General features: G+C 59.0%; 15 protein-coding genes. 6 read left to right on the forward strand and 9 right to left on the reverse strand.

The annotated features are described in order from the left end of the window. Positions 1 to 27: 27 nt before the first annotated feature. The 3 genes from ACVWZM_RS09000 (at position 28) to ACVWZM_RS09010 (ending at position 9,262) form a co-directional block, all read left to right on the forward strand. Positions 28 to 6,702 (forward strand): hypothetical protein, encoded by a 6,675-nt coding sequence (locus ACVWZM_RS09000; protein WP_456852708.1) that lies wholly within the window; start codon positions 28 to 30, stop codon positions 6,700 to 6,702. A 73-nt stretch (positions 6,703 to 6,775) separates the two neighbouring features. Next, positions 6,776 to 8,590 carry a hypothetical protein gene (locus tag ACVWZM_RS09005; RefSeq protein ID WP_456852710.1) on the forward strand — a complete coding sequence of 605 codons (1,815 nt, stop codon included), beginning with the start codon at positions 6,776 to 6,778 and terminating at the stop codon, positions 8,588 to 8,590. Positions 8,591 to 8,608: 18 nt separating this feature from the next. Further along, positions 8,609 to 9,262 carry a hypothetical protein gene (locus tag ACVWZM_RS09010; protein WP_456852712.1) on the forward strand — a complete coding sequence of 218 codons (654 nt, stop codon included), beginning with the start codon at positions 8,609 to 8,611 and terminating at the stop codon, positions 9,260 to 9,262. Between the two features lie 352 nt (positions 9,263 to 9,614). On the opposite strand, the gene ACVWZM_RS09015 is transcribed toward ACVWZM_RS09010, so the two are convergent. The 3 genes from ACVWZM_RS09015 to ACVWZM_RS09025 form a co-directional block, all read right to left on the reverse strand. After that, positions 9,615 to 11,561 (reverse strand): esterase/lipase family protein, encoded by a 1,947-nt coding sequence (locus ACVWZM_RS09015; protein ID WP_456852714.1) that lies wholly within the window; start codon positions 11,559 to 11,561, stop codon positions 9,615 to 9,617. 984 nt (positions 11,562 to 12,545) lie between these two features. Beyond that, positions 12,546 to 13,241 carry a hypothetical protein gene (locus ACVWZM_RS09020; RefSeq protein ID WP_456852716.1) on the reverse strand — a complete coding sequence of 232 codons (696 nt, stop codon included), beginning with the start codon at positions 13,239 to 13,241 and terminating at the stop codon, positions 12,546 to 12,548. A gap of 115 nt (positions 13,242 to 13,356) precedes the next feature. Further along, positions 13,357 to 13,680: a Kazal domain-containing protein gene (locus ACVWZM_RS09025; protein WP_456852718.1), complete on the reverse strand. Its 324-nt coding sequence runs from the start codon at positions 13,678 to 13,680 to the stop codon at positions 13,357 to 13,359. Positions 13,681 to 14,384: 704 nt separating this feature from the next. On the opposite strand from ACVWZM_RS09025, the gene ACVWZM_RS09030 reads away from it, so the two are divergent. Further along, positions 14,385 to 14,654 carry a DUF3551 domain-containing protein gene (locus ACVWZM_RS09030; RefSeq protein WP_456852720.1) on the forward strand — a complete coding sequence of 90 codons (270 nt, stop codon included), beginning with the start codon at positions 14,385 to 14,387 and terminating at the stop codon, positions 14,652 to 14,654. A 264-nt stretch (positions 14,655 to 14,918) separates the two neighbouring features. On the opposite strand, the gene ACVWZM_RS09035 is transcribed toward ACVWZM_RS09030, so the two are convergent. Beyond that, positions 14,919 to 16,040 carry an aminotransferase-like domain-containing protein gene (locus ACVWZM_RS09035; protein WP_456852722.1) on the reverse strand — a complete coding sequence of 374 codons (1,122 nt, stop codon included), beginning with the start codon at positions 16,038 to 16,040 and terminating at the stop codon, positions 14,919 to 14,921. Positions 16,041 to 16,802: 762 nt separating this feature from the next. Here ACVWZM_RS09035 and ACVWZM_RS09040 point away from each other — a divergent pair. Continuing rightward, a complete protein-coding gene (locus ACVWZM_RS09040) occupies positions 16,803 to 17,627 on the forward strand; it encodes a class I SAM-dependent methyltransferase (protein ID WP_456852724.1) in 825 nt (274 codons plus the stop codon). Between the two features lie 294 nt (positions 17,628 to 17,921). On the opposite strand, the gene ACVWZM_RS09045 is transcribed toward ACVWZM_RS09040, so the two are convergent. From ACVWZM_RS09045 to ACVWZM_RS09065, 5 genes are all read right to left on the reverse strand, one after another. Further along, the gene (locus ACVWZM_RS09045) at positions 17,922 to 18,941 is read right to left on the reverse strand and encodes a hypothetical protein (protein ID WP_456852726.1); all 1,020 of its coding nucleotides are present in this window, start codon (positions 18,939 to 18,941) and stop codon (positions 17,922 to 17,924) included. A gap of 68 nt (positions 18,942 to 19,009) precedes the next feature. After that, positions 19,010 to 20,290, reverse strand: a complete 1,281-nt coding sequence (locus tag ACVWZM_RS09050; protein WP_456852728.1) for an extracellular solute-binding protein — start codon at positions 20,288 to 20,290, stop codon at positions 19,010 to 19,012. Between the two features lie 114 nt (positions 20,291 to 20,404). After that, positions 20,405 to 21,253 carry a carbohydrate ABC transporter permease gene (locus tag ACVWZM_RS09055; protein ID WP_456852730.1) on the reverse strand — a complete coding sequence of 283 codons (849 nt, stop codon included), beginning with the start codon at positions 21,251 to 21,253 and terminating at the stop codon, positions 20,405 to 20,407. Beyond that, complete coding sequence (locus ACVWZM_RS09060; protein ID WP_456856656.1) at positions 21,250 to 22,062, reverse strand: carbohydrate ABC transporter permease; 813 nt, start codon at positions 22,060 to 22,062, stop codon at positions 21,250 to 21,252. Before ACVWZM_RS09060 ends, ACVWZM_RS09055 begins: the two co-directional genes overlap by 4 nt. A gap of 158 nt (positions 22,063 to 22,220) precedes the next feature. Then, the gene (locus tag ACVWZM_RS09065; protein ID WP_456852732.1) at positions 22,221 to 23,399 is read right to left on the reverse strand and encodes an ABC transporter ATP-binding protein; all 1,179 of its coding nucleotides are present in this window, start codon (positions 23,397 to 23,399) and stop codon (positions 22,221 to 22,223) included. Positions 23,400 to 24,641: 1,242 nt separating this feature from the next. Between ACVWZM_RS09065 and ACVWZM_RS09070 the strand changes: the two genes are divergently transcribed. Beyond that, the gene (locus tag ACVWZM_RS09070) at positions 24,642 to 25,943 is read left to right on the forward strand and encodes a hypothetical protein (RefSeq protein ID WP_456852734.1); all 1,302 of its coding nucleotides are present in this window, start codon (positions 24,642 to 24,644) and stop codon (positions 25,941 to 25,943) included. The last annotated feature ends 193 nt before the right edge of the window (positions 25,944 to 26,136 follow it).

Raw genomic sequence — 26,136 nt, forward strand, 5'->3', positions numbered from 1 at the left:
TGTTCTACCCCGAAGGACCCTTCGTCAATGGCTCCCGATCCGCGCAAGCTCAGAATAAAGGTCCAGGCGGACCGTCTGCCTGACGTGAGCAACAAGGCTCAGATCTCGCTACGGGTAAGTGCGGTGATCGATGGTTCGGACGGCGCGCTCGCGGCGGGCGCTGTCGATGAGATCCTGCCCTGGAAGTGGCACTTGGCGGACGGCAGTGGCAACTGGAATCCGCACGATGCCGCGGCCTGGCGGTTCTGGCGCATCGTCGAGGCGGCAGGTGGTCCGACCATCCAGGATCTGGATGGTCGAACCATCATCACTGCGGCCGCCAACGCACCAGTTGATTTCGATCCTCCCGGGCAGGACGGAACCCGGCGCTTTCATCGTCGACTCGAAGAGGAAATCACATCAATCGTCAACACGAGTGGCCTTGAAGCTGCCTTGTGCATGCCGGCGGGTACGGCAGAGGTGGCTGGGCGCACCGTCTTTGGGCTTGTCGAGAGTCTGACCGGATTGCCGCATCCGGTTGCGGTTGCCACCAACGTATTTACCGTCTTCACGATCGACCCAGCGCCTGACAAGAGCACCACTTTCATCGCGGCACCCTTGTTTGGTCCGTCAGGCGGCGGCACTTACACGATCGATCCGGCCGGCCCCGTCGTGATGTCGGATCTGAACGGCGAATTCTGTCGCCTCGATCTTGCGCCGGCCACCGGTCCTGGCCCCGGGCCCATGTTCGCGACCGGGTCTGTCGACATGCGACCGAGCTTGTCCTGGGACGATCTCAGTCCGACCGCCGATCCCCAGCGGCTCATCGACATGGCGACCATGCTGATCAAAAGGCCGGCCGTCGGGCACGGCTTGACCGATGAGGACTGGGCCGCCTCTCTGTCACGACGGATCGCCGAAGTCGTCGATCCGTTCGCCCGTGTGCTCGGCGTGCTGGATGCCGCCGTGACGACTGAAATCACGAAGACCGCGGGCGGTGACGAATTGCGACGCGCGCTCGCCCATGATCTTGCTTCGGAAACGACGCCGAAGTTTCTCGTGGCCCTGGATTCGATCGCATGGTGGGTCGTGGGCAAACGCAGCACCGCTTCCGCGATTGCACTGCCACCCGGCTTCTCGATTTTGGAGGGTCTTTCCCTCCGCCAAGCCGACCACTGGAAGCTCACCGCGGCCCTGATCCTGGGCGCTGCCGAACGTGACCCCGGAAGCGTCAGCAATAATCTGCTCCGCGCCCGCTTTGCTTCCGTCAGCTCACGCAGACTGAAAGGGCTGCTCGGCTTGCCGCTTGATCCGCCGGGGTCGGCCATCGTCCGCGAAATGGAGAGTATCGAGGCGGATGACGGCCTGCGGAAGTTCGTCGCGCGCAATTGGCTCGGTGGACCGGATCTTTCATCCGCCGGTCCGCATCCGTTAGCGATCGCTACGCCTCGAATCATCGCGGCACGCACCTTAAGTTTGCCGCCCAACGCTCAGGCGTTCGGCCCAGGAGCCGCCTCACCGGTACCGGGCGCACTGCTGGACCTCGCCGGCGCCGCATCCGCAGCTCCCATAGCGCCCGCAGCACCGACGAATGTTTCGTTCGATATCGCCCTCACGCCGCCGGCGGGCGATTTCAGCCTGACGGTCGCATTCGTGGCAGCGCCAGGGCGCCCCACCCCTCCCGAAATTCGTATCGCTGGGACGACGGCGTCCGCCACGTTGGATGTTGCCATTTTTCAGGATGGCGCTTCCGTCGCTTCGACGACGGTCACCCGTGGCGCAGCGATCCACGTCGAGATTGCAATCATCCGACCAGCGGACAATGCGGCAGTTGTCGTCACATTGTCGGCTGCCGGTTCCACGCCCGTGCCGGCCGACCGCCTGCTTGATGGGGCGTTCTACCTGTCGATGAAGGCCGATGTTTCAGACATTCCGGATGTCTTTATCGTCAGGCCCGACGCGACTGCGACCCCGCTGCGTACGGCACTGGATCGCATCACCACCGGCCCCGGTCTGCGCGCCGACCTCGCATTGGCCGTGATCGGGCCATACATTCCTGGACTGACGGCCGGACGATTGACATGGGACGCGCCCCAGCCCCTAAACGAGCAAGAAGCGACCGCGAAGCTTCCTCTCGACGTGCGGCTTCAAGCCAGTGTTGCCGCCCTGGTCGGTGCCGAGCGCACCGATGGCACCCGTCCAGCCGCTTCATTATACGATCTGATCGCCGGTGCTGCGCTCACGGACGCGGGACTGGCAACTACCAGTCCCGGCAGTGATGAGGAAAAACTTGCCAACCTGCTGAAGGCCGTGGTCGAGGCTGCGCGCCGCGATGCCGTTCGCCATGCCGGCAGGCTCGTGCCTTCGGCGGCAGACGAGTCAGGTGACGGTGACGATTCCAGTCGCCGGCTCACCGTTAATTCCCCTCCGCTCGTTTTCCGTTTCGATCAGCTCCAGAGCATTGCCGGCGCCGCCGACTTATGGACCCGCCTATCCGGCGTCGGCGTCCTGATGGCTCGTACCAGCGCGTTGAGCGATCCGATCCAGGCGTGGCGCAGCCTCAACGTCGCCACGCTGCATGCTCCCGACACACCGTCACCAGGTTCGGCCCGAGCTGTGCTTAGTGAGGCCAACGCGGTGATGGTCCGTGACCTTGCCTGGGCCAGCGGAGCCATTGTCGATCCTGTCCCATTGCAGGTCGGGGAGATCGGCGGCGTGCGGGCCGCGTTGATTTCATATGACAATCGCTCGCCGGTTGCCGAAATGCCCAGCGATACAGCGCTCGAAAATGTTCCATCCTCCTTCCCGCGCCGCATCGAAGCCTATCGGTTTCCACCGACGAGCGGTGCTGGATCCACCGACTATCGCCTGTTCGCATTGTCGTTCGGCTACGCATTCCACGTCGTCCCATACGTCATCGGCCACGGAGCGACCCTGCCTCCAATATTGCGCAGCGATCCTGCTGATCCATTGACGATCCGGCCGATCGAGACGTCCGGACCGCTCAAGGGACAAATCAAGATCGCAACCAGCACCGACGCGGTGCGTCGGTCGGCGCTCTACCGACGAACGCGTCCGATCGGGGCGCCGAGGCTTGCGGGCGACCGCGCCAAGGCCATTCCCGACGGTGTCGTGCCGCTCGCCGGCGAACTGCCGATACGGCCAGCTCCCGTGACCATCGGAGGCGATGTGCAAGGGCGTTTCTTCCTCGATCGGGAAGGACGTGCCGGCGTCCTCGAAGTCCGTGCCGGTCCTGCCCCGGGCTTGCGGATCGATATCGGCCGGATGGAGTGGCCAGAAACGAACGAAGCGCGCAAGCTGACCATCACATTTCGGGGCCGCTCGGGGCCGGACGAAGCGATCAAGGACCTGCTGACATTAACGCACGACGTTACCAGAAGCGGGGCGATCCGGATCGAAGCTTTCACCGCGATCACGACGATCGCCGCGGGAGTTGATGAACCGGAATGGGCCGAGGATGAGTTCGATTTTCCGGCGGCAATGCAAGACTTGCAGCAGCCCGCCGGCGACATCGCGCAATGGCGAGACGTCCTGATCATTGTCATGACCGACAAAGACGTCGACATCGAGCCGCCGATCGTGACGCCGATCGTGACGCCGACCGTCAATCAGCTCGATAATTCTGGAAAAACCGCAAGCGTCGCAGTTGGTAAGCCGCGAATTGCGCCGGAATCGGGCCACCAGATGCGCGCGACGTACGTGCTCGACGGCATCCAGGTCGGTGCCGCGACGGGCGCTCGCCAGATGACAATCCAATTGCAGCGCCCGACGGTGGAATTTGGCACCTACGGGCGATGGGTGAACCCTCCCCTGTTCGACGATCTAGTTGTCGCCAGCCGCCCGGTTGTTGCCAAGGCGCTTGACGCGGCACTTGGCGTAGCAACGAGCCCGAACAAGACCAAGGACGATCGCTCGCTCGATGATCCGGCCGTGACGCAATTGTACGGCGAGCTGGTATGTATCTTTCCGACTTTCCAGAAGTTCAAGATGGCCGCAATCGGAGCTGGTTGGGATTCGCTTGAGGACGTGCTCGGCTTTGATGGCTCCGGCCGTCGGCACGTTCCAGCGCCGCCGTCCTTAACCATCAAGGTCGATTCGAACGAACGAGAAGGTCTGAGCGGGGATACCGCCACGCTCTTGCCGGGTCGCATCTACGAGTTGCGCGTCTATGCGGGATTGCCGGACCAGCAAGACAAGCTTTGCCCTTTCACCCGCGACCAGCGGCTATCGCCGGCCGTGAAGGCCACGCTCAGGCGTTGTCCGATCGATGCGACGATGCGGCTGGCTGGCCCACTGGTGCTGACGCTCGAAGTCGCGACGGAAACTGTACCCGAGATCTTCGGAACAGAGCCACTGAACATCGACCTGCGCCGCGCGCCTGAATATGCGGAGCAGGCATGGATTTCACTGGCGGAGACTGTCACAGCAAGAAAGTCGACTTATCCGGCCTTGCGCTATTGCCATCTCGCGGCGCTCGAATCGCAACGCTGGAGCTGGCGCGGAAGGCCGCAGGACGATCAGTGGTACCGGTTGGCGACGGCCGGAGCTGAAGCAACCGAGCAGCCCCGCTACCGCGAGCTGTTCGAAACGTCGTTCTCAGACCGTCGCAACGATGACGTCGGCGAAATCTTCGAGCGCCGCATCGAGCGTGCCCATGTCTATGGCGGCCGAAGGCGGCGCAGCGATCATACGGCAAGCGACCCGGTACCCCGCCTGTTCGACAAGAGCCTCGACTGGCGTGGCGGCATGAATCTATGGCGCTTTGGCCTGCGCATCGTGAGCCGCTACAAGGCGATGCGGCCCGGACGACCGGAATTCATGCGCTCCAGTCATCGGGGACCGAACGGCAGCGCGAGCTGGCAGAACAAGGTACTGGCGGATCGTTCCAACGATCGTCGTCCCAAGCGTCCAGGTCTTGCGATCGTGCTGCCACTGACCGAACGCGCCATGGCATGGGGTACGGTTCCCCCGTTGCTGGCCCTGTTCAACGAACAGCTCTATCCGAATTTCCACGTCGGAGATGGCATCGATGCCACGGTCGAAATGGCCCGGCATCCGATGACCCGAGCCGAACGAAAAACGCGGATCGAAACTATCAACAAGCTTTTGAATCCATCGGACGGCTCCGCGCCGCCGACCGGAGAGGCGCTCGACAGATTGGTTGCGGAACGGACCGCGCTCCAGCGCAACATCGACTCGGGCGCCGACGGACCGACCGATGCTCTCAAATACTGGCAAGAGCAGGGCCCGGATCCTATCCGGAGCGGAGCCGGGTCCGGTGGCGCGATTGTGCCGCTGCGGATCGACGGCCCGATCGGCTACACATTTGACATCGCAACCGAGGCCGGACGCTTCGACCACGCCGGTCTCATGATTACGCCCGTCAAACCGGACCTCGTACCTTGGTCGTTCGTGAAGCTGAAATTTCGTCGTTTCGAGGCTCCCGAAAGCATCGATCCCGCGACTGCCCTTACCAGCCAAGGACCGGCGCCGGCAACGTACAACAAATTCTACAGCGAACCGCGGCTCCTCGCGATGAACGATGCAGCGAATCGCTTCCGGCTATCCAACAGCCGCGAGATCATGCGGAATTTCGGGCCGAAAGACTTTGGGGATCTCAAGGACGTGGTCGCCCACGGTGTCTTCCCCGCTGAGCACGAAGGGCTCGTGGTCGAGATCTCCGACATGGAAAATCTGGACGGCTCGTCGATGGCTTTTCGGTTTACCGACGACAGCGACAGTGAGTTCGTTCGTATCACATTCGGCGTGACGAACGACGGTGCAAGACGGAGCATCGTCTTCCAATTCTTCACTCAATTGGGTAACGCCGGAACTTGGACGCTGGACGTACCGCCCGGCGGCAACGTGCAGTTGCGTCTGATCATATCGGCTCGGGACAAACCGGAGAAAGGCGAGACATACAAGCCTGCGGGCGACGTCGCGGTGCGCGCCCGAATCGGGCGCGATACCACCGATGAGATCCTGTCACCGAGCGAAAATCGCTGGCTGTCGGTGGCGTGCCTGCCGCTGACGAGCGCAATCGAGGTCCCCATCGACGCCCCTGTCACGATGGTCGTGAAGGCGACGGGAGCACAGGCGGCCGTGGCGCCAGCGAGGCTCTCTACCTTCACGCCATCGCTATGGTGGCAGTTCGCGGAGGCCATGTCTCTGTTCGACGCCATCATCGATGGCGTGGCGTCGAGAGTGTCGACGGATGATCTGATCGCATCGGTGACAGGATCCGTGGTCTCAATCGGATGCAAGCCGGCGGCGCAAGGCCCATCACATAAGCTGCAATCGCTCGTGCCGGCAGCTTATCAGCAGGCGGGGCAGCTTGAGGAAGTCCTCGTCCTTGTCCTGACCCGCAACATTCACGATGCGCTCGACCGCATTCGAGAGCGGCCCGTCGCGGTCAAGCTCTGGGACGGAACATCCACATCGATGGACCTCGCCAAACCCGACTGGCCAACGTTCGAGGATCCCAATGAGACGCCCACGCTCGGCGATGGCGGTCAGATTCGCTTCCTTCGCATTTTGCGCCCCAAGACACGCGCGATGGGAGGCTATCTCGAGACCGCGCCGGCATTTCCTTTGGATATGTTTCAGTACGAAACGATCGAAGGGGACGTCGATATGAATCCTCCGGACGCCAAAGGGATGGTGCTCGGAATGTCGATGCCTATTGCTTGGCAACGCGTGTGACGTGCCCACTCATTCGCCAAACGTGACTTGGCATCGCGATACTGCCGGCAAACTGCTCATATCGGGGGACCAAATGGCTGACGGGGACGTGGAACGGCTCGCCAAGATTATTTTGGGAGAAACGAGCGGCTTGACCGCGAAGGGAACGGACGGAGCGAAATCATTGGAGCGCCTCTGGTCGGTTGTCGCCAGCATCGCGGTGACCGCACGCTGGAACGGACTCCAGGACCAAATGAAAACCGCCGGCGATATGGTTCCAGCCGACGAAGCGGCCAACTACACGGCAATGAAGACCATTGCCGAAAAGGTCTCGCAAAACCGTTACGACGGTTCAGCCGCCTTGCCCAAGCAAGCAGCGCTCTGGCGGATTGATCGAAACGGCGCTCCGTCTAACGACATCGGCACACCGCCCGAATGGATCTACAAGAGCGGCACGACAGAGGGCCTCGAGTTTCAGGACAGATCCGGCCTGACATACCGCCTCTATGGAACAAGCGAAGATGCTCGCGGCAAACTCGGCCTCACCTCCTCCTATAGCCTGACCGGACTGGCGCCGCGATCATGGAGCGTTCCAAAAGGTAGGAGGGTCTTCGCCTGGGGCCTCGGGTCGATCGCGGCACTGATCTTCGTTTTCGGTGGCGTTTCGGCGATATGGTCGGGACAGGACGACGGCAGCCTGCGAACCCAACTCCGAAATCTCGACGTCCAATACCGCTTGCTCGACAAGCTGGCCGACAATTGCGTCGCGGATGCGATTCTGCTTCCCAGCTGGAAGCGGAGCGTCTGCAGTTTCCTCGATGTCGGCGGCAAATACGTAAAGCCGGCCGCGGTTTCCGCCACGGCAACACCACCGGCCGCGCCAGCGCAGGCAGCTCCTGTCCAGCCGACTGTACCGTACGGACCGAAGGTCGGCGCGGCTCTCGCCACGATCCGCAGCTGCCTCGACCACGGGCCTGCGGCGTTGGACACGAATGCGGCTACACCGCCGAAGAAGCCGCCGGAAACAGACGGCTCAGCCGCAACCGACGCGACATTGTCGTGCGAACTTGTCGTGCGCAGCGCGGTGGATGCCGGCATCATCGCGATCACGCCGAATACGTCCTTTCTGTCCGGTATCGCGAATGCGGTTCTCGGACTGCGCGACACGCCGGGCACGAGATCGATCATCGTGCAATTTCTCGCCATGACGCTCGGTATCGCAGGGCTCGCCATCGCACTTGGCCTCGGTACCAAAGGGCGCATCGTCGGTATCTGGATCGACGAGCGCAACCGGGCATCGCTGACACGCGCGCAAGTGACCCTCTGGACCATCGTGGCGCTGGGCGGCTTCGCCACCGCGGCGCTCTTCAACGTGGGCCTCAGCGGACCAGGTACGTTCCCACAGATTCCGGCATCCATCGCCGCCGCGCTCGGGATCGCCTTTGCCTCGCCGATGATCTCGGCATTGATCCTGAACACGAAGGCATTCGGAATGGCCGGCTCTCCATCCGATCTGATCACGACAATCGGTGGCAGGCCAAAAGATAGCAACGACCAGTCCGATCGCGCCTTGCCGAGGTCATCGCGCGATTCTTCCGCCGTCGAGGTCCGTTCGGACCCGACCAAGGCATCGCTCGCTGACGTTTTCATCGGTGAACACGTGTCCGACGTGGGGGATGTCGATATTTCTCGGCTGCAGAATGTTGTGCTCACCGTCACGCTGGTTCTCGGATACTTCGCGATGCTCGTCGAGCAGCTCCGCGGAGTCACGCCGGATGTGATGCTGACTGGAATTCAGAGCCTGCCCGACCCGGGAGGTGCCTTCACATCGGTGCTTTTGATCAGCCATGCGGCTTACTTGGGGACGAAGGCTTACAAGGGAAGCGGCAAGGACGACACCGCTCACTAGTGTCGAGAGGAGATAGCAATGTCCGACTCGAATGCGGCAGCACTGATCGGCCTGGCTCTGACCGCGGCCGGCTTTGCCTTCGGCCTCTATCAATATCGCATGAACAGCGAGCAGGCGAACCTGGCCCGTCAGCGCGAACGCGCCTTGGCGGCATCCGACCAGACCAAGGAATTCTTTGAAGACGCGGATGTCCGTTTCGTCATGCGCGTGTTGGACTATGGCACCGCCCCATTCTGGAAGGAGGAAACGCTGAAGGGCCAGATCTTCGACGTGGGTGAGCTGCCCAAAGCGCTGGCCGTGCACTGGAAGCTGCAGCAGGCCGAGCAAACTGAAACTAATTTATTCACGGACCGAAACCTCGCCGTCCGCTCCGCTTTCGACAACTTTCTGCTCTGGTTGGAACGGATCGAGCATCTGATACGCTATGACGTGATCGGAGCCGTCGGTTTCCGCGACCTGTTCTCGTATTGGCTGGTCCTGCTCGGCGAAATTCCGCAATCCGGCGACAGAATCAATCATCTCTCCAATGAGGATCGTGCCGCGCTTTGGGAGTACATCCGAGCATATGAATTCAATTCGGTCGTTCGCCTCTTCGCCCGCTACGGTCGCGCGGCGCCGGTTGGAACGGATGGTTTCGTTACTCGCGAGACGACCTCGAAAGAGAGCGCCTGACCACGTACGCCGTGCATGCCTTTCATTTTCGTCGAAACGCTTTCTCAAGGCGGATCGAGCCAAGCGGTCAAAAGCGCGAAGCACGGTGCGTAAGGAAGCCGAACGCAGGGTAGCGTTCCGGTTTTACGGCGAGCGCCACCTTGTCGGCAGATCGGCGTAGCGTACGACCGGTGCCGTCTGGAAATGGGATGGCCAAGAGCAGGCGCGCCCTGCCACCGTGTCAATGCACCAAACGGCACGGAAACAATCCGTGCAGAGGTATGCTGGGAGTAGCCGGGGTCGAAGCAGTGCCGATGCCGCGAGCCGATCAAGACCGATCAGACGCGCAAAACCCATGTTGTGGCAGCAACCTTCAATGAAGCTCAAAGGCTGACGGGCCGGTCGGGAACGGCAACTCGACATTGATCGCCTTCTTGTTTCCGCTTTCTATGGCCAGACGGCGAAACTGCATTGCCGTGGATCGATTGCCAAGGCGCGCAGAGGCGATCGCCGCCGTGAAGGCGGCCTGCGATTTTACGTGACGCATCTTTTCAGAAGCAGGATTGGACGCTGGCACAGCATCGGCCCAGCCGAGCGCGCTTTTTGACAGCTCAAAGGATTGATACCAGTCCTGCGTATCGAGCTTGATCTCCGCTGCGCTTTTGATTGCCTGGGCACGCTGGGCCGATGTGACACTCGAGAGATTCGAGTAGATTAGGAACGCGTTTGAGCGATCGGTGGGCAGAACCGACTTATCCTCAGCGAAACGTAGGATATCCTTGCCCGGAGAGAGCGCGAGATCGGCCACCACCTGGTCGGCGACCTTGGCGATTGCGGCCGTTTGCAGTGCAGGCATCGTGGGATCGGCGTGCGGCAAATAGTGGAGTTGAGTGAACAGCTTGGTGATTGTCTGGGTCCCACCCTCGAGTTCCGTCGCTTTCAGCGTGAGGTTCGAATAGATCTCATTGTGCAATTGCGCTAGAAACGCCGAGAACTCGACCGCCGACATGAGCGCAGCATGCGGCTGCCGATCAGATGGCTGTCCGGCCTTGAGATGGAAAACATCGGCAGCGATCCAGTTCGGAACGGTGCCATCTCCGGGGCACATGCCTGGAACGTAGTCCCCCTGGTAATCCGGCGCCTTGAACAGGATCTTGCAAACCGTCTTCTGGTCCAAACCGGAAAAGTGCACGACCTTACCTTCGAAGGCGCGGTCCACATCATAGGCCGCGACGTCGCACAGGAATGTCCGCGCCTCGCTCAGAAGAGCTGGCAATTCAATCGCATTGAACTGTTCACGCTCCTGGCTGGACAGCTGGGCCGGCCAGCCAAGCAAGCTCCAGGATCTAGGCTCAAAAAGATCGATGTTGGCCTGGACGTCATTTGCCGTTCGGAATTCGAGATCGGTCTCCCAGCCGGGTCGCGAGAAACACGCCGTGGTGTTGACGACCGGCAGCAGCTGATAGGCGCTCGGATAGCGGATGCCGTATTTATTGAGATTGCGCGAGATGGTGTTCATATCAAGAGCAACGAGCGCGCGCCACAACGGTCCGTCGTTGGCCGGATCGACATAGAGTGTTTCGCCTCTCGAGAAGGACAGTACCGCTTTCGGGGCGCCGTAGTTCGGTGTCCCCGCAAAGACAAGCTTTTGAATCGGCATCCAGGCTTCAAATGTGTCGGTATCGGCCGGGCAATGTTCGCCGGCATAGCTATGTTCAAGCCAGTATTTGAGCACCAGTCCGCCCATGCTGTGGGCCAGAAAGACCACGGGGCGTCCTTTGACGATAGTCCGAACGTCATCCCGGCATAGCCAGCGCGAGAAGTCGCTCGCGCTACGAATATTCGATTGCCGCCAATCATAGGAGAACCGCAGCACATTCGCAGGTCCCATGATCATACTGAGTTCAGCATAAGCCTTGCCGTAAATATCGATGTTCTTGAGCGGCGCGTAAAGCGTATCGAGCACCTTGGTGCTGACCGCTTCGCCATCCGTGTATTTGAAAGCGGGGTTATCCTGAACGAAGTCGCTTGCTGAGAACTTCCCCCAGAACATGACGTCACGGCCTGCAACGGTGCGTGAAAGGGCGGAGCCGAGAATGCCCGGGATGAAAATGAAGACCGGCATTGCGCTCTTCACGGCAGTCCCGACGATCGCCTGCTCCGCCGGCTTCAGGACATCCTTTGCGCCATTCAACTCCGAGATGGAGGGCGGATTGATCCTAAACCCCATACTAGCGGCCTGGGCGGCCTTGAGCGGCACCAGCGTCATAACGAGCGATGCGACAGCGATGCGGCGCAACCAATCGGCCCGGCAAACCATGTCCTGTACTCCTCCCCCACCAACAATCCCGGAGCAAGCGCCGCAACGACAACCAGCACGTGCGGACCGAAAAAACGCCTGATCTTACATTGAAAACGAATCCGGTTTAACATAGTCCCTGGTGTGTCGCTTGATCCAAACGTGCTGCTTGGCAGCCGTCGAGATCTGACCGGTTTTAGGTTCAAACACCGAGGCTGATCATGATCTGGAGAACTCGTTCTTCGGCCGCGGGAATTGAGAAGACATTGAGCGGCGCTTGCCCCTGGCCCGGCACCGCGAATCTTTCGGTGACCTCAGCATGCGGACAAGAGCCGAGCACGCGGGCGCGACCAGCCACGCGTTTTCATTGCAGCCGGGCGGGCGTCCCTCCCCGTGCTTTTCGCGCCGGTTTCGCTCACCGTTACCTTCCCCATCACCACGTCGCGCGACGCCGAAGTCTCGGAAACCTGCCCCTTGGAATGCGAAGATCGGGCGTGGATAAATTCCGCAGACGCCATCCTGTCGGTGCTCTCCTCCGATAGCCTGGGTCATGCAGGCACCGCCGCCCAGCTGAAAATCCGATCCCTCGACGTTACATCACTAAACCCTTGATATAGAGATGTGCTGGTCCTGCGGGCTCGAAAGGGCGCAGCAACACTGGCTCGCACGTGCTGACATATTCGAGTGCAATTGCTCGCCGCTCTTCTATTGCGCCGCTGGGCACGTGGGGCCCGTCTTTGGCGCAATATTCGTCGCTCCATCTTCCTCTGCGGCACAGCGGGTCGGATATTCTTTGACCACGCCGTCCTTAGTCCCGCAATGGATGACCTGCGGGCAGGGGGTCTTCTCTTGAGCAATCCTGATATGGGACAATCTCTCCGAGCGCTGATCAGCAGACGCAAAGCCAACGTCAAACATGCTTATAGCGAGGACCAAAGCCATTATAGGACGAATGAACATGGCGCATTCTCCTTCAAAAATACACGCAAACCAGAATGGAGGCGCTTACCACGGGAACGGCCATGGCAAAGGCCAACCTTCGCTTCGTGGGCTAGGTGCGGCGAGCGCCTTCTTCTTGGAATCCGCTTCGCCGACAATGGATGGTGCTGTTTGAGGCGTGATCAAATAGGAGAAGCCGAGATCCAGCGCTTTCTGCAGGTCGGAAGATGCAATCTCGTATGCGTTCACGCTGCCCGTGATCGATCCGCACAGCTGTATGTGCATCAATCCGTCAGTGGCTTTCTTTTGACTGACAATCGCAATTCCGGCACTCGTGAGCTCCTTGGCCATCTCGTCAAGCTTGATCCCGCTGCCCTCGGCACACAGGATGGTTCCGTCATATTTGTAGACAACCGCAGTCTTCGAATCGAATATCCATAATCCAAACTTCGCTGGACCAACAAATCCGCGCCGGATCTTTTGCCAATCAGCTTCGCTGATCACGTAGGTGTTCGCCTGCCCCGTCGGGGCACCGCACGCTTGGATGATCTTGAATGGCAACGGCTTCTTTTCTTGGCTAATCACGTGGGCTCCAAGACTTTCCAGCACAGCCTTGTCTTGATCGAGAGTACGAGCCTGGCCGAGGTTGCATTGCAAACTGCCATCGGGGCGATAGACGCGAAGATCGGCAGCAGCTGCACCATTAGCCGCTGCAAGGACCAGAATTGCACCACATGCACCAATTATCTTTGTTGAGATCATGTTGCCCTCATCCGCAAAGAAGATCCTGATTAGATGGAACGATCACGGCCTTCTTAGCCACGCATGCCAATGAACGAGTATGGAGGGCGCGTAGTGATGGGCTTCTGGTTCGTGATCAACAGCGTCCGTCGTTCTTCTTGCCGACGTGCTTCTTCTGCCGCTCGCAGTCATTGTTGTATGTTTTTCCGTCACAACCGCAAACCGGAACGAGCGCTTTCGCACGGGACTGTGGGCAGAACTGACCGACCTTGACGCATACCCCCGAAGCATCAGCGAAACCACATTGGCCAGGCGTTGGATCGCACCAAAGTCCCCGGTCACATTTGATGCCGCCGAACCCGCCGCACGCCTCACCCACTTTTGCAGCCTGTGAGGAAACCGGAGCAACAAACGCTGCGGCAAGGAACAATGTGAGGGAAAGAACAATCTTCAGGGGCATCTTTACGCTCCATGCAATGAGCAGAAAATACTTCACCCACCCGCTTATACGCGGGCAGCGCTGATCAATTCGGTAGTGAGGCGCGAGAGAGTCCGAATACGCTTGCCTAACGGCTAATGACGGTCTCGAACAAGGAAACAGCATTTTTAAACCGGGTGGCAGAATAATACAACAACCACCTAAGGTTTGTCATTGCATTTTTCAACGTCCTGGCAAATTTCGCTAACCCGTAGCTCGGCAGCTTACTTTGGCCGGCCGACATCTCGACAGCTCAAACCTGCCTCATCTCAGGAACAGACCAAGCTCACAATTGAGATCGGTGAAGGCAGAGCGCTCGTCACACGGCTCAGTAGGTTACCAATGCCGTATACCTGCGCTTTAGACCTACAAGATTGGAGAAAGATGCGAATCTGATTATCAGAAGCAGGAATAATGCATTTGTCCTGCGTCACCGGCCGCAAGTCACCCGTCAACGGTGCACGCAATCGATCCTCGCTCTTCCCTTTCAATGATGTTTGTCGCCGACTTGGCACCACCTATTGCGGGCTCCTTGCTCGCCCGTTTGAAAGACGCCCATCACAGAGATCTGACGCCCGGCAGACCGCGCCCGGACATTCGGATTTGACCAAGCTGTGAATGTACAAAACGGACGGTTTAGGCTTGAATAAGTTATAGGGAATAAGATTATGGGTATGGAGGCGTCCATGCGCTACCTTCAGTTCATCATTGCGATCATAGTTTCCGCCTTGGCCAGCTTTGGATCGTATTCGAGCGCCGATGCCCGAAATCGTGCGGAATACGTGCTTCCCGCCATACAAGACACTTATTGTCTGCAAGGGCGTGCCTGGGGATACCCGGGTACGTGCCAGTTCTCGACCTATGGCCAGTGCATGGCCACAGCATCGGGTACAGGTGGCTACTGCCGCCTCAATCCAGTTTACGCCTTCGAGCAGCACCGATGGCAACCACGCTAGCGGGCTAAGGTCGCCAATAGTCGACAGAAATCGAGGACCAGGTTAGGCTATCAGTTCGACTCGCCCGATGCCGCGAAGCGGATCTTTCGGTGGCTCTGCGATGAGCATGGCAAGGGCCTTTGCTCGAGCGGCAGGCAACTCATCAGCTCTAAGCCCTGAACCTCGCGCTGCATCTCAGGTCGAGGCAGAGCTTTCCTGCTCATGCGTTGCAAGATCGAAACTGGTTGCGCCGATGCCTGCAACGGCCTTCCGGTTTCCGGGACGTTACCTGCTCTCGTTCACAAGAGGTCTGAGCGCCGTCAAGGCTTCTCCAAGGCTGGCACGACTTTCGGGGCTACCCAGGACGATACGAATGGCCAAAGGCGAACTCGCTTCATCGAGCGCGAACATGCTTCCGGACCGAACCAACACTCCGGCCTCGGCCGCTGCGCTGACAAAGCTCTGCTGCGTCCATCTGTGCGGAAGCGCCAACCACATGTGTAGTGATTCCGGTTTGGTCAGATAGGTTGCATGAATGAACGATCTTGCGGCCATCTCCTGTCGCGCGACCGCCTCACGGCGCACGGCGAGCAGCACTTTCTCTGCGGTGCCATCGGCAATCCAGCTTTGAGCGACCAAAGCAGACAGGGGGGCGACATGCCATGTCGAGGTGGTCTGAAAGAGATCAAACGCGCTTGTGGCCGCCTCAATGGACGGCATCAACAGATAGGCAATCTTCAAGCCGGGGCCAATGCACTTTGCCAGGCCCGCCGCGTACCAGGTGACGTCAGGCGCTAACGCGCTGATCGGTGGCGGCGCTTCCGGTGGAAGGAGTCCGTAAACGTCATCCTCGATAATCGCGACGCCGTATCGTCTGGCGACATCGGCGAGCGCGAGCCGTCGTTCATGCGACATGGTGATAGTGGTCGGGTTATGCAGTGTCGGCGTAAGGAATAACGCTTTGGGATTGAGCTTTCTGCACGCATCCTCGAACGCCTCGGGCGCCGCACCGTCGTCATCCATCTCGATGCCCTTGACGGAAATGTTCAAGAAGCCGGCAATCCGCCGCAAACCGTAATAGCTCAAGTTCTCTGTCAGCAGCACATTGCCGCTTCCAACCACGTTTGCCAATGTGATCAGGAGACCACTTTGAGTTCCGTTCGTGACGATGATCCGGTCAATCGACGGCGCAGCTCCGAAGCGCTTGGCTAACCACGCCGCTCCAGCTTGACGATCGGACTCTGTTCCCCGAAAGCGATGATACCTCAACAGTGTGGCAACGTCGCTTCGCTCAGATATCTCAAAGAGCGTCCTCGACAGCTCCGCCCCCATCCACTCTGGAGTCGGCGGAGTGGTTCTTATAAGGCTGATTGGCTCCCCATGCTGAGGATTGCCAGAGATATTCATTTGTCGTTTCCAGTTGAAGTGAGCAGCGTAATGCGACAACGGTATAGTTGCCAACTGTATCCATGCTTTCGCCTCCTGACTGTCTTCGCAGTTGACTCAAAGGCCAACTGGAACAAATCGAACTGAACCGCGAGACCGCGCTCAGTGACGAGGTCAACAGTGGCTCTCGAATGCAAATCTGATCGACGAGATATCGCCTCACGAAACTATGCGTAGCCTTCTCTCGCTCGCTCCGGATCCCGACCCGCGCACTTGGCAAGATCCGACTCTCCTCGTCGCTCAAGAGCCTCTCCGGCTGCCGCCCTTCTCAACGAGGTGCGAACCACTGCAAGGCAGCGTTGATCCACTATGATGGTTCATTTGGCTTGACATAACTACCGGCCGAACGTGATCGTTCTTTTGCTTCTCCGATACCGCTTCGTCGGCCTCCTCAGCCAATCCATAGAGGAGCAATTGCCATCTCAATCAACCACCAACGTGGGTAGTTGATTGCGATGAGAGCTATCTATTTGAACATTGAGACGACGAGAGAGGCTTTGGCTCTGCAAAAATTGCGAAGCTACTCTGCTCTCACGGATGCGCTTTTAACAGAACCAGGACGCTTTTCATGTGAAGCCCCCGGTCGAGAGCGGCAGATTTGTTGCCTCGCGCATCCAAGCACCGTGGCTATTCCAAATGACGCCCAGCACACCATCGCAGGACCTGCGACGGATCGATCCAAGCGGGCGCTTCACCTTCCGCAGAGCCGATCGGAGGTGAGAGATGCGCGGTCAACCGGCGGATACGCACTCGTCCTACACTGGGCTTGCTGATGCGTATGATAGCTATCGGCCGCATTACCCCGACGAAATCGTCAGCTTCGTTGCGGAGCGCGTGAGACGGGCTGCGCCTTGCGCTTTCTCTGTGCTCGATATCGGTAGTGGCACAGGCATCTTTACCAGGCAATTGGCGACGCTATTGCCCCAATCTGCGACTATTATTGCGCTCGAACCGAACGCCGATATGCGCCGGAAAGCCATCTCCGAATCCTTGGGCATCTCGAACATCAAGCACATGTCGGGCAGCGCGGAACGGCTTCCAGCCGGAAACGGAACCATTGCACTGGTAACCGCAGCGAGTGCCGCGACGTGGTTTGATCGACCCAAGTTTTATGCGGAAGCAAACCGGGTCCTGACCCCATCAGGCCTTATCGCGGTGCTCATGATACGACGAGATCTGGATCGAAGCCATCTGCTTCAAGAGTACGAGCGCTACCACGAGAAGTATATTCCTGGTTTCGTGACCGGTGGCTTTGAGGGCAACGACGGACACTATGCACCCGCCAATTTCGTGCATGAGCTCAAATCATCGCCTCTGTTTCGCAAGGTCCAGCATTTCGTGCTCTATTGGGACGACCTCTTGACATGGGAACAGTTCCAGGGCCTGAGCTTGTCCCGTAGCGACACTAAGAAGATTGTTGAGAGAAACGGCCTGGAAGACACGATGAGATGGCACCGCTTGCTCTTTGAGCGATATGCTTCAATGGATGGAACGGTCGCGTTTCCATGGTCAGCGGAGGTGACGATCGCCCTGCCCGTCGCGCAATAGCGCGTCAGGCCCCCACGCGCCGGTCTTGTGGTTGGCAGCTGGACCTAACAACCGCGAAATCTCCGCCAAAAAGTCGAGGACGCGCTGTACCAATGCCGCCTACCGAGGGTCTTTGCGCAATCACCCGCGACAGAGCTAAGGAACGATTGCGGCGAACGAACACGAGCATTTCGCTTGGATTTTCGTTTGGTTCGCTCGACAATAAGTCCGGCATTGCGAATGCGCAGCGAACTCCTTAGTTCGACCATTTGCGGCAAACGGGCAGTTAAACGAAACAACGTGGCAGCGCGGTTCTCAGCACGAGCACGATTTCAATTCAGATTCGACAGCGAGCGCTTCGGTGTGGAGTGCGAGAATGGCCTGAGCGGTGGCGCGGGCTCCCTTCGCGCCGACGAAAAAGAAATGCCCTCCCATCGCCTCTCGCGACAGCCGTTGCGGCAGCGAGAGAACCAGCGAGCGGACTTTATCTAGGCTCTCAGGAGCGCATGAGGCGGCGCGTGCCGCGATCACGTTGGCATTGAAGAAGGACCAGTTGGCCTGATCGGTTAGCAGGTGGTGCCTATCACTCGGTGCAGTCGGAATGATGGCTGCGCATAGCGGTGCACCTTTAAATTCCATGGCCATCACGTCATTCGACGCATCTGATAGGGAGTGTTGCATCCGCCCATTGCGCCAGCGGAGAGCTTCACCATGCAGATTTAGGGGTGAATTGCCAACGAACTGCTGTAGATATACCTCCGGCGGAATGATCGACTTCCCCTCGATGCGCTCCTGCTCCGATAGAGAAGCCAGCCAACAGCGATTGACGGGGTCGCTGTCGGATGGGCCGATGAAAGATCGGAAGCCCTGTCTCGAAAGGGGTGTTTGCTCGAGATTTACCGGCGAGAGACCCGGAAGGGGTGGCGTTGCCGCCAGGCTTACGAATGCCTCTATCTTGATGCCTCTTGTGGAGGCTGTAGCCGCCAGACGTGAAATAAATCTGCCGGCCATACTCCAGCCGACGACCAGAACACGCGGCTTCAGCTCCCATGCTTGTAGCTTTGCTTCGACAAGATCGATCATGACTTCCGACCAGGTTGTCACGTCCAGCCCGGAAACAGGACCGTTGAACAAAGAATGTTCGATCGGAGGTGATGGCACAACCAAATTGTACCCCGCCAGATTGAGCCAGTGGGCGAGAAAATTCTTGGGATCGCCGTCAGGATAACCATACGAAATCCGTCCCAAATGACCCCCTCCGGTTAGAAAGAGCACCAAGGCGCACTCTTTTCTCCCCTGACGGCTCCATTCGACATAGGGAATGGCGCGGTCCATCCTACGTCGTTCGTCAGGATAAAGGCCTGCACTATCGATCACTTCAGTTTGCGTGCCAGGCTCGAACATCATTTGACGCCGAGAAGCTTTCGAGCTTGCGATGCCATTGCTTCGAGCCCCGCTTCGGGCGGCCTCTGAAGCGTGATGACAGAGCGCATACCGTCCACGATGACCTTGGTCACCTTTGCCGCGCTCTCTCCTGGAAACGCGTACCAACCCTGAAGAATGGGTAACTGATCAAGGCTGGCCTTGTAGTTTGCGTTCTGTGCAAAGTGGTCGGAGAGCTCTCTCGAATCGCGGGTGGCGAAGTCGTTCGCCGGCAGCCATCCGGATTTGAGCGCTACAATCTTTTGTCCGGCTGGCCCGCTCGCAAACTTCATGAACTCCCATGCCAGTTTCTGTTGCTCGGGTTTGGTCGCAAACATCATTGCGATCGATCCGGCCGCGGGAAGTGTTCCGTTATGCGCCATCAGCGGAAATCTGCCGACAGCCATCTTGAATTTGTTTCTGCTGTCCTCTTCAAAACGCAGCTGATTAGAGTTGGAGTCGAAAATGATGCCGACCTTGCCGGCGGCAAACAAAGCGCGAGCTTGGTCTTTCGACATGTCAACGGCCGCTTGTCCGGATTGGCCGATCCGCTTGATGATCTCCAGGGCCTTTAGACCCTCCGGGCCATCGAACGTGATCTTGCTTTCATCAGAATTCATCATCGCTGCATTTTGACTGAAGAGCAGAGCATCCCAGAAGAAGTCCTCACTATCGTACTGAAAAATAAGTCCGACATTCCCCTCGCCCAGCTTTGTGATACTGGAGCCAAGTCTGATAATCTCGTCCCAACCGGTCGGCAGGTGAGAAGGATCGCCGCCTGCTTTGGCGAGGAGGTCGACATTGTAGAACACGACAGGTTCCGCGACGCCGAAGCCTAGCGCGTAGGTGTCACCCTTTGACGCTCCGATTTTTGTGACCGCCGGAGAAAGCGCGTTTCGAGCGTCACCGGCGTCAGCATCCAGGAAGCGGTTGAGCGGAACGGCGAGGTTTCGATCGGTATAGATCCGCAGACGATTGGCGCCCTGAAACGACACATCCGGTAATGAGCCCGTAAGGGAGGCGCGCAGAGTTGCCTGAACGAGATCGTCATAGCCTCTGTTCGAATTATCCAGTTCGACCTTGACGCCGGGCTGCTCTCTCTCAAACGTTCTCGCCAGTTCGACCCACATCGCGTTGAGGTCGGAGGAGGCCGCAGTTACCCTTAACGTTCTGCCGTCCTCTGCGTTCGCCGGGCTCGCTATGGCTCCAACAAGTGCCGTAGCGAGGGAGGCGACAACAATCATTTTCATCGAGATCCACATCTGCTTTGCTCCATTTTGGGAAATATTCTGTATTCCCCCCCCCCCGCAGCGGATCTTGTGGACGCGCTAGGCTGTGAGGCGGAGTTGGGCACAACATCCAAGAGGCTGTTTCTGTTACTTGATTGCTCCTTCCGCCAAACCTTCGACGAACCAACGCTGTGCGGCGAGGAAGGCAAGGATGAGGGGCAGGACCACGAGCGTTGTGGCGGCCATGAGCGGGCCGTAGTCGGTACCGGCCTCCTCACTCTTGAAGGCCACGATACCGAGAGGCGGCGGCATCAGCGATTGATCGTGCACCGCGATCAGCGGCCAGAACAGATCGTTCCAATGCGAGACCATGGAGAAGATTGCGAAGGCGATTACGGCAGGCAACGCCATGGGCACCATGATCTTCCAGATGATCGCGAATTCGGAAAGACCATCGAGCCGCGCGGCGTGAACGACGTCATCAGGAATGGTCTTGAAGAACTGGCGGAACAGGAAGATGCCGAACGGCGAGACCACATAGGGCAAGACGAGCGCGGCATAGGTGTTGAGGACACCGAGCTGATAGCCGAGGATGAAGAGCGGCAGCGAAAGCACTTGATGCGGCAGGAGCAGCCCGATCAGCACGAGGCCGAAGAGCGCACCGCGGCCGGCAAAGCGGAGTTTGGCAAGCACATAGGCGCACGGGGCACAAAGAAGGATCTGCAGCGCCAGGATCAAAGCGCACACAATGAAGCCGTTGCCGAGATAGCGCGGCAGCGGCGCCCTGGTCAGCGCCTTGGTGTAGTTCTCGAGCCCATAGAACTGGACAGGCCAGAAGGAAAAGCTGGCCCGGAAGATCTCGCCCGGCGGCTTGATTGACAGCGACACCATCCAGACGAACGGGACGAGGATGAGGGTGCCGGTGGCGAGCAGAACTGCATGCCGGACGAACGCCGCCGGCGACAACAGGCCTTTGAGAGGCGCTCTGGTGCTCATTGGTAGTGCACCTTCCTGTCCATGACGTGAGCCTGAATGAGGGTGAGGGTCACGACGATGGCCAGAAAGACGACGGCGATTGCGGCGCCATATCCGGTGCGCAGATATTCGAAACTTTCTCGATAGAGCGTGTAAAGAAGCATGTCGGAGGCGTGCCCCGGGCCTCCTTGGGTAAGTACTTTGACGGTGTCGAAGGACGCGAACGCCCTCAGCGCCACAACGATGACGACGAACATTGAGACAGGGCCGAGCATCGGCAGCGTGACGGTGCGCAGACGGTCCAGCCATAGGTCAGCTCCGTCGACCTCGGCCGCATCATAGATGTCCTTCGGGATGCTCTTGAGGCCCGCGAGGAACAGCACCATTGCGAAACCGAGATTCTGCCAGATGCCTATCGCAGCAATCGCCGGCAGAACGGTGTGCTCATCGCGCAGCCAGTTGGCGGTCGGCAATCCGATGGCGGACAATGTCTGGCTGACGAGACCGATGGTCGGATGCAGCAGCGCCTCCCAGACGATCGCCATGGCCGACATCGTCGCCATGAAGGGCAGAAAGTGAATCGCGCGATAGAAGGAGCGGCAGGACTTGCGGCTTTCGATCAAAAGAGCGATCAGAAGACCGAGACCGACAGTGCCCGGCACGACGACCAGCAAGTAGATGACGGTGTTGCGAAGCGGGATCCTAAAGCCCTCGTCGGCAATGACCTCGCGGAAGTTGGCAAGCCCGACGAAGGAGAGCGTCGGCGCGCCGAACCGCCAGTCGGTAAGCGCGATAACAAAGACGCCGATCACAGGCAGGCAGAAGAGCATGAGCAGAAAGAAGACTGCCGGCCCGGCGAGCGTCCAAGCCGTCAGCGCTTCGCTAACGACACGTCTGCGCGCCCATGAGGCGGCGAGAGATCGGAATATTTGCGCTCCGCCGCTCACGGAGGGGCCGCCGAGGACGCCAGAATCAGCACGAGATCCGCTCATCGAGCGGCCTCCCGGAGCGGCGTGACCGACGCCGGACCGGATTCCGCTTCCCGGCGCAACCGCCGTCCATCGGGCGTAAAAAGAAGCACCCGATCCGGGCGGACGGCGACATGCAAGGTCTGGCCAGGAACGATACGAAACGCGCATTCGGCCGGTAGCCTTGCGACCAGCGGCTGGTCGGGGCCGGGCAGATCCAGATGGACGAAGAGATCGGAGCCGATGTGCTCGATCACGCGAACCGAACCGGTCAGCGCGCCCTGCCCGCGCTGGTCGGCAAGATGAAAAGCCTCGGGACGGATTCCGAGGTTGAGATGGATGCCGGGAAGCGCAGCTTCCTCGATTTTGAGCGTCGATCCGGCCACATCGATCAGGCCGCGTTCGCGCATCACGCCGTCGAGTATGTTGATCTTGGGCGAGCCGATGAATTCTGCGATGCGTCGGTCATCGGGATCGCCATAGATATCCTGCGGCGGAGCCACCTGCAGCAACTCGCCGTCGAGCATCATCGCGACCCGGTCCGACAGCGTCATGGCCTCGGCCTGGTCATGGGTGACATAGACGAAGGTGCCTCCGAGACGCTGATGCAGTTCCTTGATTTCGGCGCGCATCTGGACACGCAGCTTGCTGTCGAGATTGGACAGTGGCTCGTCCATCAGAAAGACAGCCGGACGGCGCACCATTGCCCGGCCGACCGCCACGCGCTGGCGCTGTCCGCCGGAGAGCTGCCCCGGTTTGCGGGTCAGCAAATGGCTTATGCCCAGCGATTCGGCGGTACGGGCGACTTCCACGTCGATTTCAGCAGCGATCCGCGCTCTTCCTGGGATGAGACGGCCGAGAAGGGGAAGCCTCTCGATGGCTGTGAGCCGCCGCATCCGTAGCGGCAGCGCAATGTTGGACGCAACCGTCATGTGCGGATAGAGAGCGTAGGACTGGAACACCATTGCAACGTCGCGCTGCTTCGGCCTGAGACCGTCGACCGCTCGGCCGCCGATCAAGATCGACCCTGCATCCTGTACCTCGAGCCCCGCCAGCAGACGCAACAGTGTAGACTTCCCACAGCCCGAAGGTCCGAGCAACGTCAGGAACTCACCATCCGCGATCGATAGCGACACATCACGCAAGACAGGCGTCCGCCCGTAGTTCTTCACGACCCTGTCAATCAATACGGATGCCATCGCCGTTACCCCACATCATGAAAGCGCTGCTGAGCACGGCAATGAGATCGCCTATCCCGTTTGGACGTGTCCACTGTTGTGCAGGACCTTAAAAGATCGAACTGCTACAGCCGGATGACGATCATCGAATAACTCGATGTGACGTTGCGTGTATGCGATGATGTCTATTTCTCCGAAAGGGACTGTGTCGATGGAGCAACGCGATGACCTTGATGGAGAACGCAACCGAACAAAGCGCAACTCGTACGACGGTCTCGGAATAGCCGGGAGCTCCGTCATGCCGGATCTCGCGGGCGCTGGAAATCCGTCTCCGCCGAATGCTATCCGAACGCACGACCGCAGCAGCGAATTGACCGTATGACGGCCGGTACTTCGCCGTCCCCTGCGCCGAGCAAGAGAAAGCGATCCTGATTACCCCGCATTACACGCGTCCGCACGGCAGTGCGGAATCAAACCGGACCGCCGTGCAGACCTCTCACGACCTTTGTCTCTTCAAACCTTCGGGCAGTCGTGCCAAAATGGTGATCAGCCATTATTCATCAGCGTTCATCAGCTCATTGTTCATGCGCTAGATACCTGCTCAGTCCTCGACATGCTGATCACGCGCCGCCAAATCACAGTCTTGCGCGCTTCTGGCTGTTGGGACATCAATGATCATCCACCGATCTGCGTCGGCGCCACAATACGCCTCCGGCCTGGACTTATCGTGTGACGGACCGATCCCGCGGCTAACGGAACCTTACAGGCCAAACATGCTTACAGAGCGGCGCATCGCTACAGGTCGTCGAAGGGACAGATGCGGAAGTCGACAGAGCCTGTGATCGGTAAGTCACCCGCTGACGTGCAACGATTCTTTGCTCATCGCGATAGGCGCAAGCCACGATCGTGACGAGCTTCCATTGGCGGCTGTCATTGCAATAGACGTCATGCAAGCTTCATTGGACCACAATTGGATCTCTATCTACCTTTGATTGTATCTGGATTTTGGAGAGGGCTGTGGGTATGCGGTCAATTCTTATTGCTGGTGCTCTGATATCAATAGCAACTGAGGCAGCCTATTCCTGCTCGACTGGCAAACATAATCAATGCGTGCCCAACGGCGTGCCCCCGTTCAACTTGGGACAGACCTGCGTTTGTGTTTCGGACGTGGTGCCGCCCGTGCCCGTTCCACCAGCCTTGCCTAATCCGACGAAGCTAAAGCCGTCGGATGTTGTAAAGTCCGCATTTCCGGGAGCAGACCTAGTGCTCGAAGCGGCAAGAACTTCCGGTAATCAAGACCTTATTGCCGCTGCGCAAAACTTCCAAGCAATAGGAGCTAAGTTCGATAAGGAAATGCAGACGGCAATCTCGAATGCACTAACGAATCCAGAAAAGAGCATAAATGACGCCGTGAAGACTCACGTCAAGGCCGCCAATGATATCGTGGATGCGGTCCATGCCTCCGTCCGATATGCACAAAGGACCGTCGACGGTTACCGAGACGGGCTATCGAGAGCCGGTAGCCGGATCCGCGAGGGTAAGGTCGTTGACGCAATTTGGCATCTCGGCACAGACAAACTGGCGGTGGACAACCAAAATGCAGCAAAGTTCATGCAGGAGAGCGAACAAGCACGCCAAGCCGCCCAGGTTGTCGCAAGCACTTCCGGAGGACCGGCCGGAGCGGCCGCCTTTGCCGCCTGGTGGGCCTATAACTCGTCGGGACACAATGTAGAAGCAGCGCTCAGGGCGGGAGCTTATACTTATGCTGTTAGTGAAGGATACGCGCAGGTCAATACGATGCCAGCCGCGACGGCAACTGAGGTCGCCAAGAAGGCCGCAGCCGCCGCGTCGATACGTGGAATAGCAATTGCTGCTGCAGGCGGCAACCGAGAGGACATCCTCAATGCGGCAGCTCAGGGGGGAGGATCGGTCATTGTGCAGGCGGGCCAAGCATATGTAACCAAGGAGTACGTCGACCCTGCAAAGGCAAAGTCGGACACATTCTGCATGGATGCAGTCAAATCGTCCTGTGCCGACGCCAAGCAGTGGCTAGAAGATTCCAGGCAGCGGCTCGAGGAGTACAGATCCTCCGCGGACGCGCTTGCAAACACAATCGTCACCGACGATCGCAATTGGATGATCAGTTGGGACTCGAAGGTCTTGCACGACCGCGATAGCAGTGCACCGGGCGTCGTGCTTACCTACATTGGGAACGGCTCTCCCTATGATGAACAAAAGCTGCTTCTCGCAGAGATCGGCGATTCCGCGAAGTTCAAACATCCTGTCATCGAGTCGACGAGTTGGGCCGCCCTCCGTGATCCCGGTGGGGCCTCCTCTTACTTCGACCGCATTTCCCCAACCGGAGCTGGGTCGCCCGTGGCCCCAGACGATGTTTTGATAGCAAAAATACATGTAAATATACGCCCGGGCCCTTCGGGTGGCGGATGGGGCGACCCGATCGACGTCATCACACCGGGCGAAACTATCAAGGTGTTGGAGGTTAAGACCGCGAACACAAACATCGGGCCGCAGGAGTGGGTTCGGTTTGACCGCTTGCAGGAATGATGGTCCTTCAGCAAGAGCGAGCACCTCATTCGCCACTGCTAGAGTCTCTCATAGGTCACGAACGCCAAGACTCCAAATGACCATAGTACAGCTGCTTTGAGGCGGATACCGATCAAGCTTTTCCTTGGCGAAGCCGAGTTTGGCCTGCCCGCCAAGCCGTGATGCAAGCCCGTGATCGAGGAGGCGCATCATG

It is taken from the genome of Bradyrhizobium sp. USDA 4501 (genome assembly GCF_054062115.1).

Bases quoted from the DNA above. Each gene is read 5' to 3' on its own strand.
- ACVWZM_RS09000 (WP_456852708.1), top strand. From the start codon at position 28: ATGGCTCCCGATCCGCGCAAGCTCAGAATAAAGGTCCAGGCGGACCGT.
- ACVWZM_RS09005 (WP_456852710.1), top strand. From the start codon at position 6,776: ATGGCTGACGGGGACGTGGAACGGCTCGCCAAGATTATTTTGGGAGAA.
- ACVWZM_RS09010 (WP_456852712.1), top strand. From the start codon at position 8,609: ATGTCCGACTCGAATGCGGCAGCACTGATCGGCCTGGCTCTGACCGCG.
- ACVWZM_RS09015 (WP_456852714.1), bottom strand. From the start codon at position 11,561: ATGGTTTGCCGGGCCGATTGGTTGCGCCGCATCGCTGTCGCATCGCTC.
- ACVWZM_RS09020 (WP_456852716.1), bottom strand. From the start codon at position 13,241: ATGATCTCAACAAAGATAATTGGTGCATGTGGTGCAATTCTGGTCCTT.
- ACVWZM_RS09025 (WP_456852718.1), bottom strand. From the start codon at position 13,680: ATGCCCCTGAAGATTGTTCTTTCCCTCACATTGTTCCTTGCCGCAGCG.
- ACVWZM_RS09030 (WP_456852720.1), top strand. From the start codon at position 14,385: ATGCGCTACCTTCAGTTCATCATTGCGATCATAGTTTCCGCCTTGGCC.
- ACVWZM_RS09035 (WP_456852722.1), bottom strand. From the start codon at position 16,040: ATGAATATCTCTGGCAATCCTCAGCATGGGGAGCCAATCAGCCTTATA.
- ACVWZM_RS09040 (WP_456852724.1), top strand. From the start codon at position 16,803: ATGCGCGGTCAACCGGCGGATACGCACTCGTCCTACACTGGGCTTGCT.
- ACVWZM_RS09045 (WP_456852726.1), bottom strand. From the start codon at position 18,941: ATGGACCGCGCCATTCCCTATGTCGAATGGAGCCGTCAGGGGAGAAAA.
- ACVWZM_RS09050 (WP_456852728.1), bottom strand. From the start codon at position 20,290: ATGTGGATCTCGATGAAAATGATTGTTGTCGCCTCCCTCGCTACGGCA.
- ACVWZM_RS09055 (WP_456852730.1), bottom strand. From the start codon at position 21,253: ATGAGCACCAGAGCGCCTCTCAAAGGCCTGTTGTCGCCGGCGGCGTTC.
- ACVWZM_RS09060 (WP_456856656.1), bottom strand. From the start codon at position 22,062: ATGCTCTTCTGCCTGCCTGTGATCGGCGTCTTTGTTATCGCGCTTACC.
- ACVWZM_RS09065 (WP_456852732.1), bottom strand. From the start codon at position 23,399: ATGGCATCCGTATTGATTGACAGGGTCGTGAAGAACTACGGGCGGACG.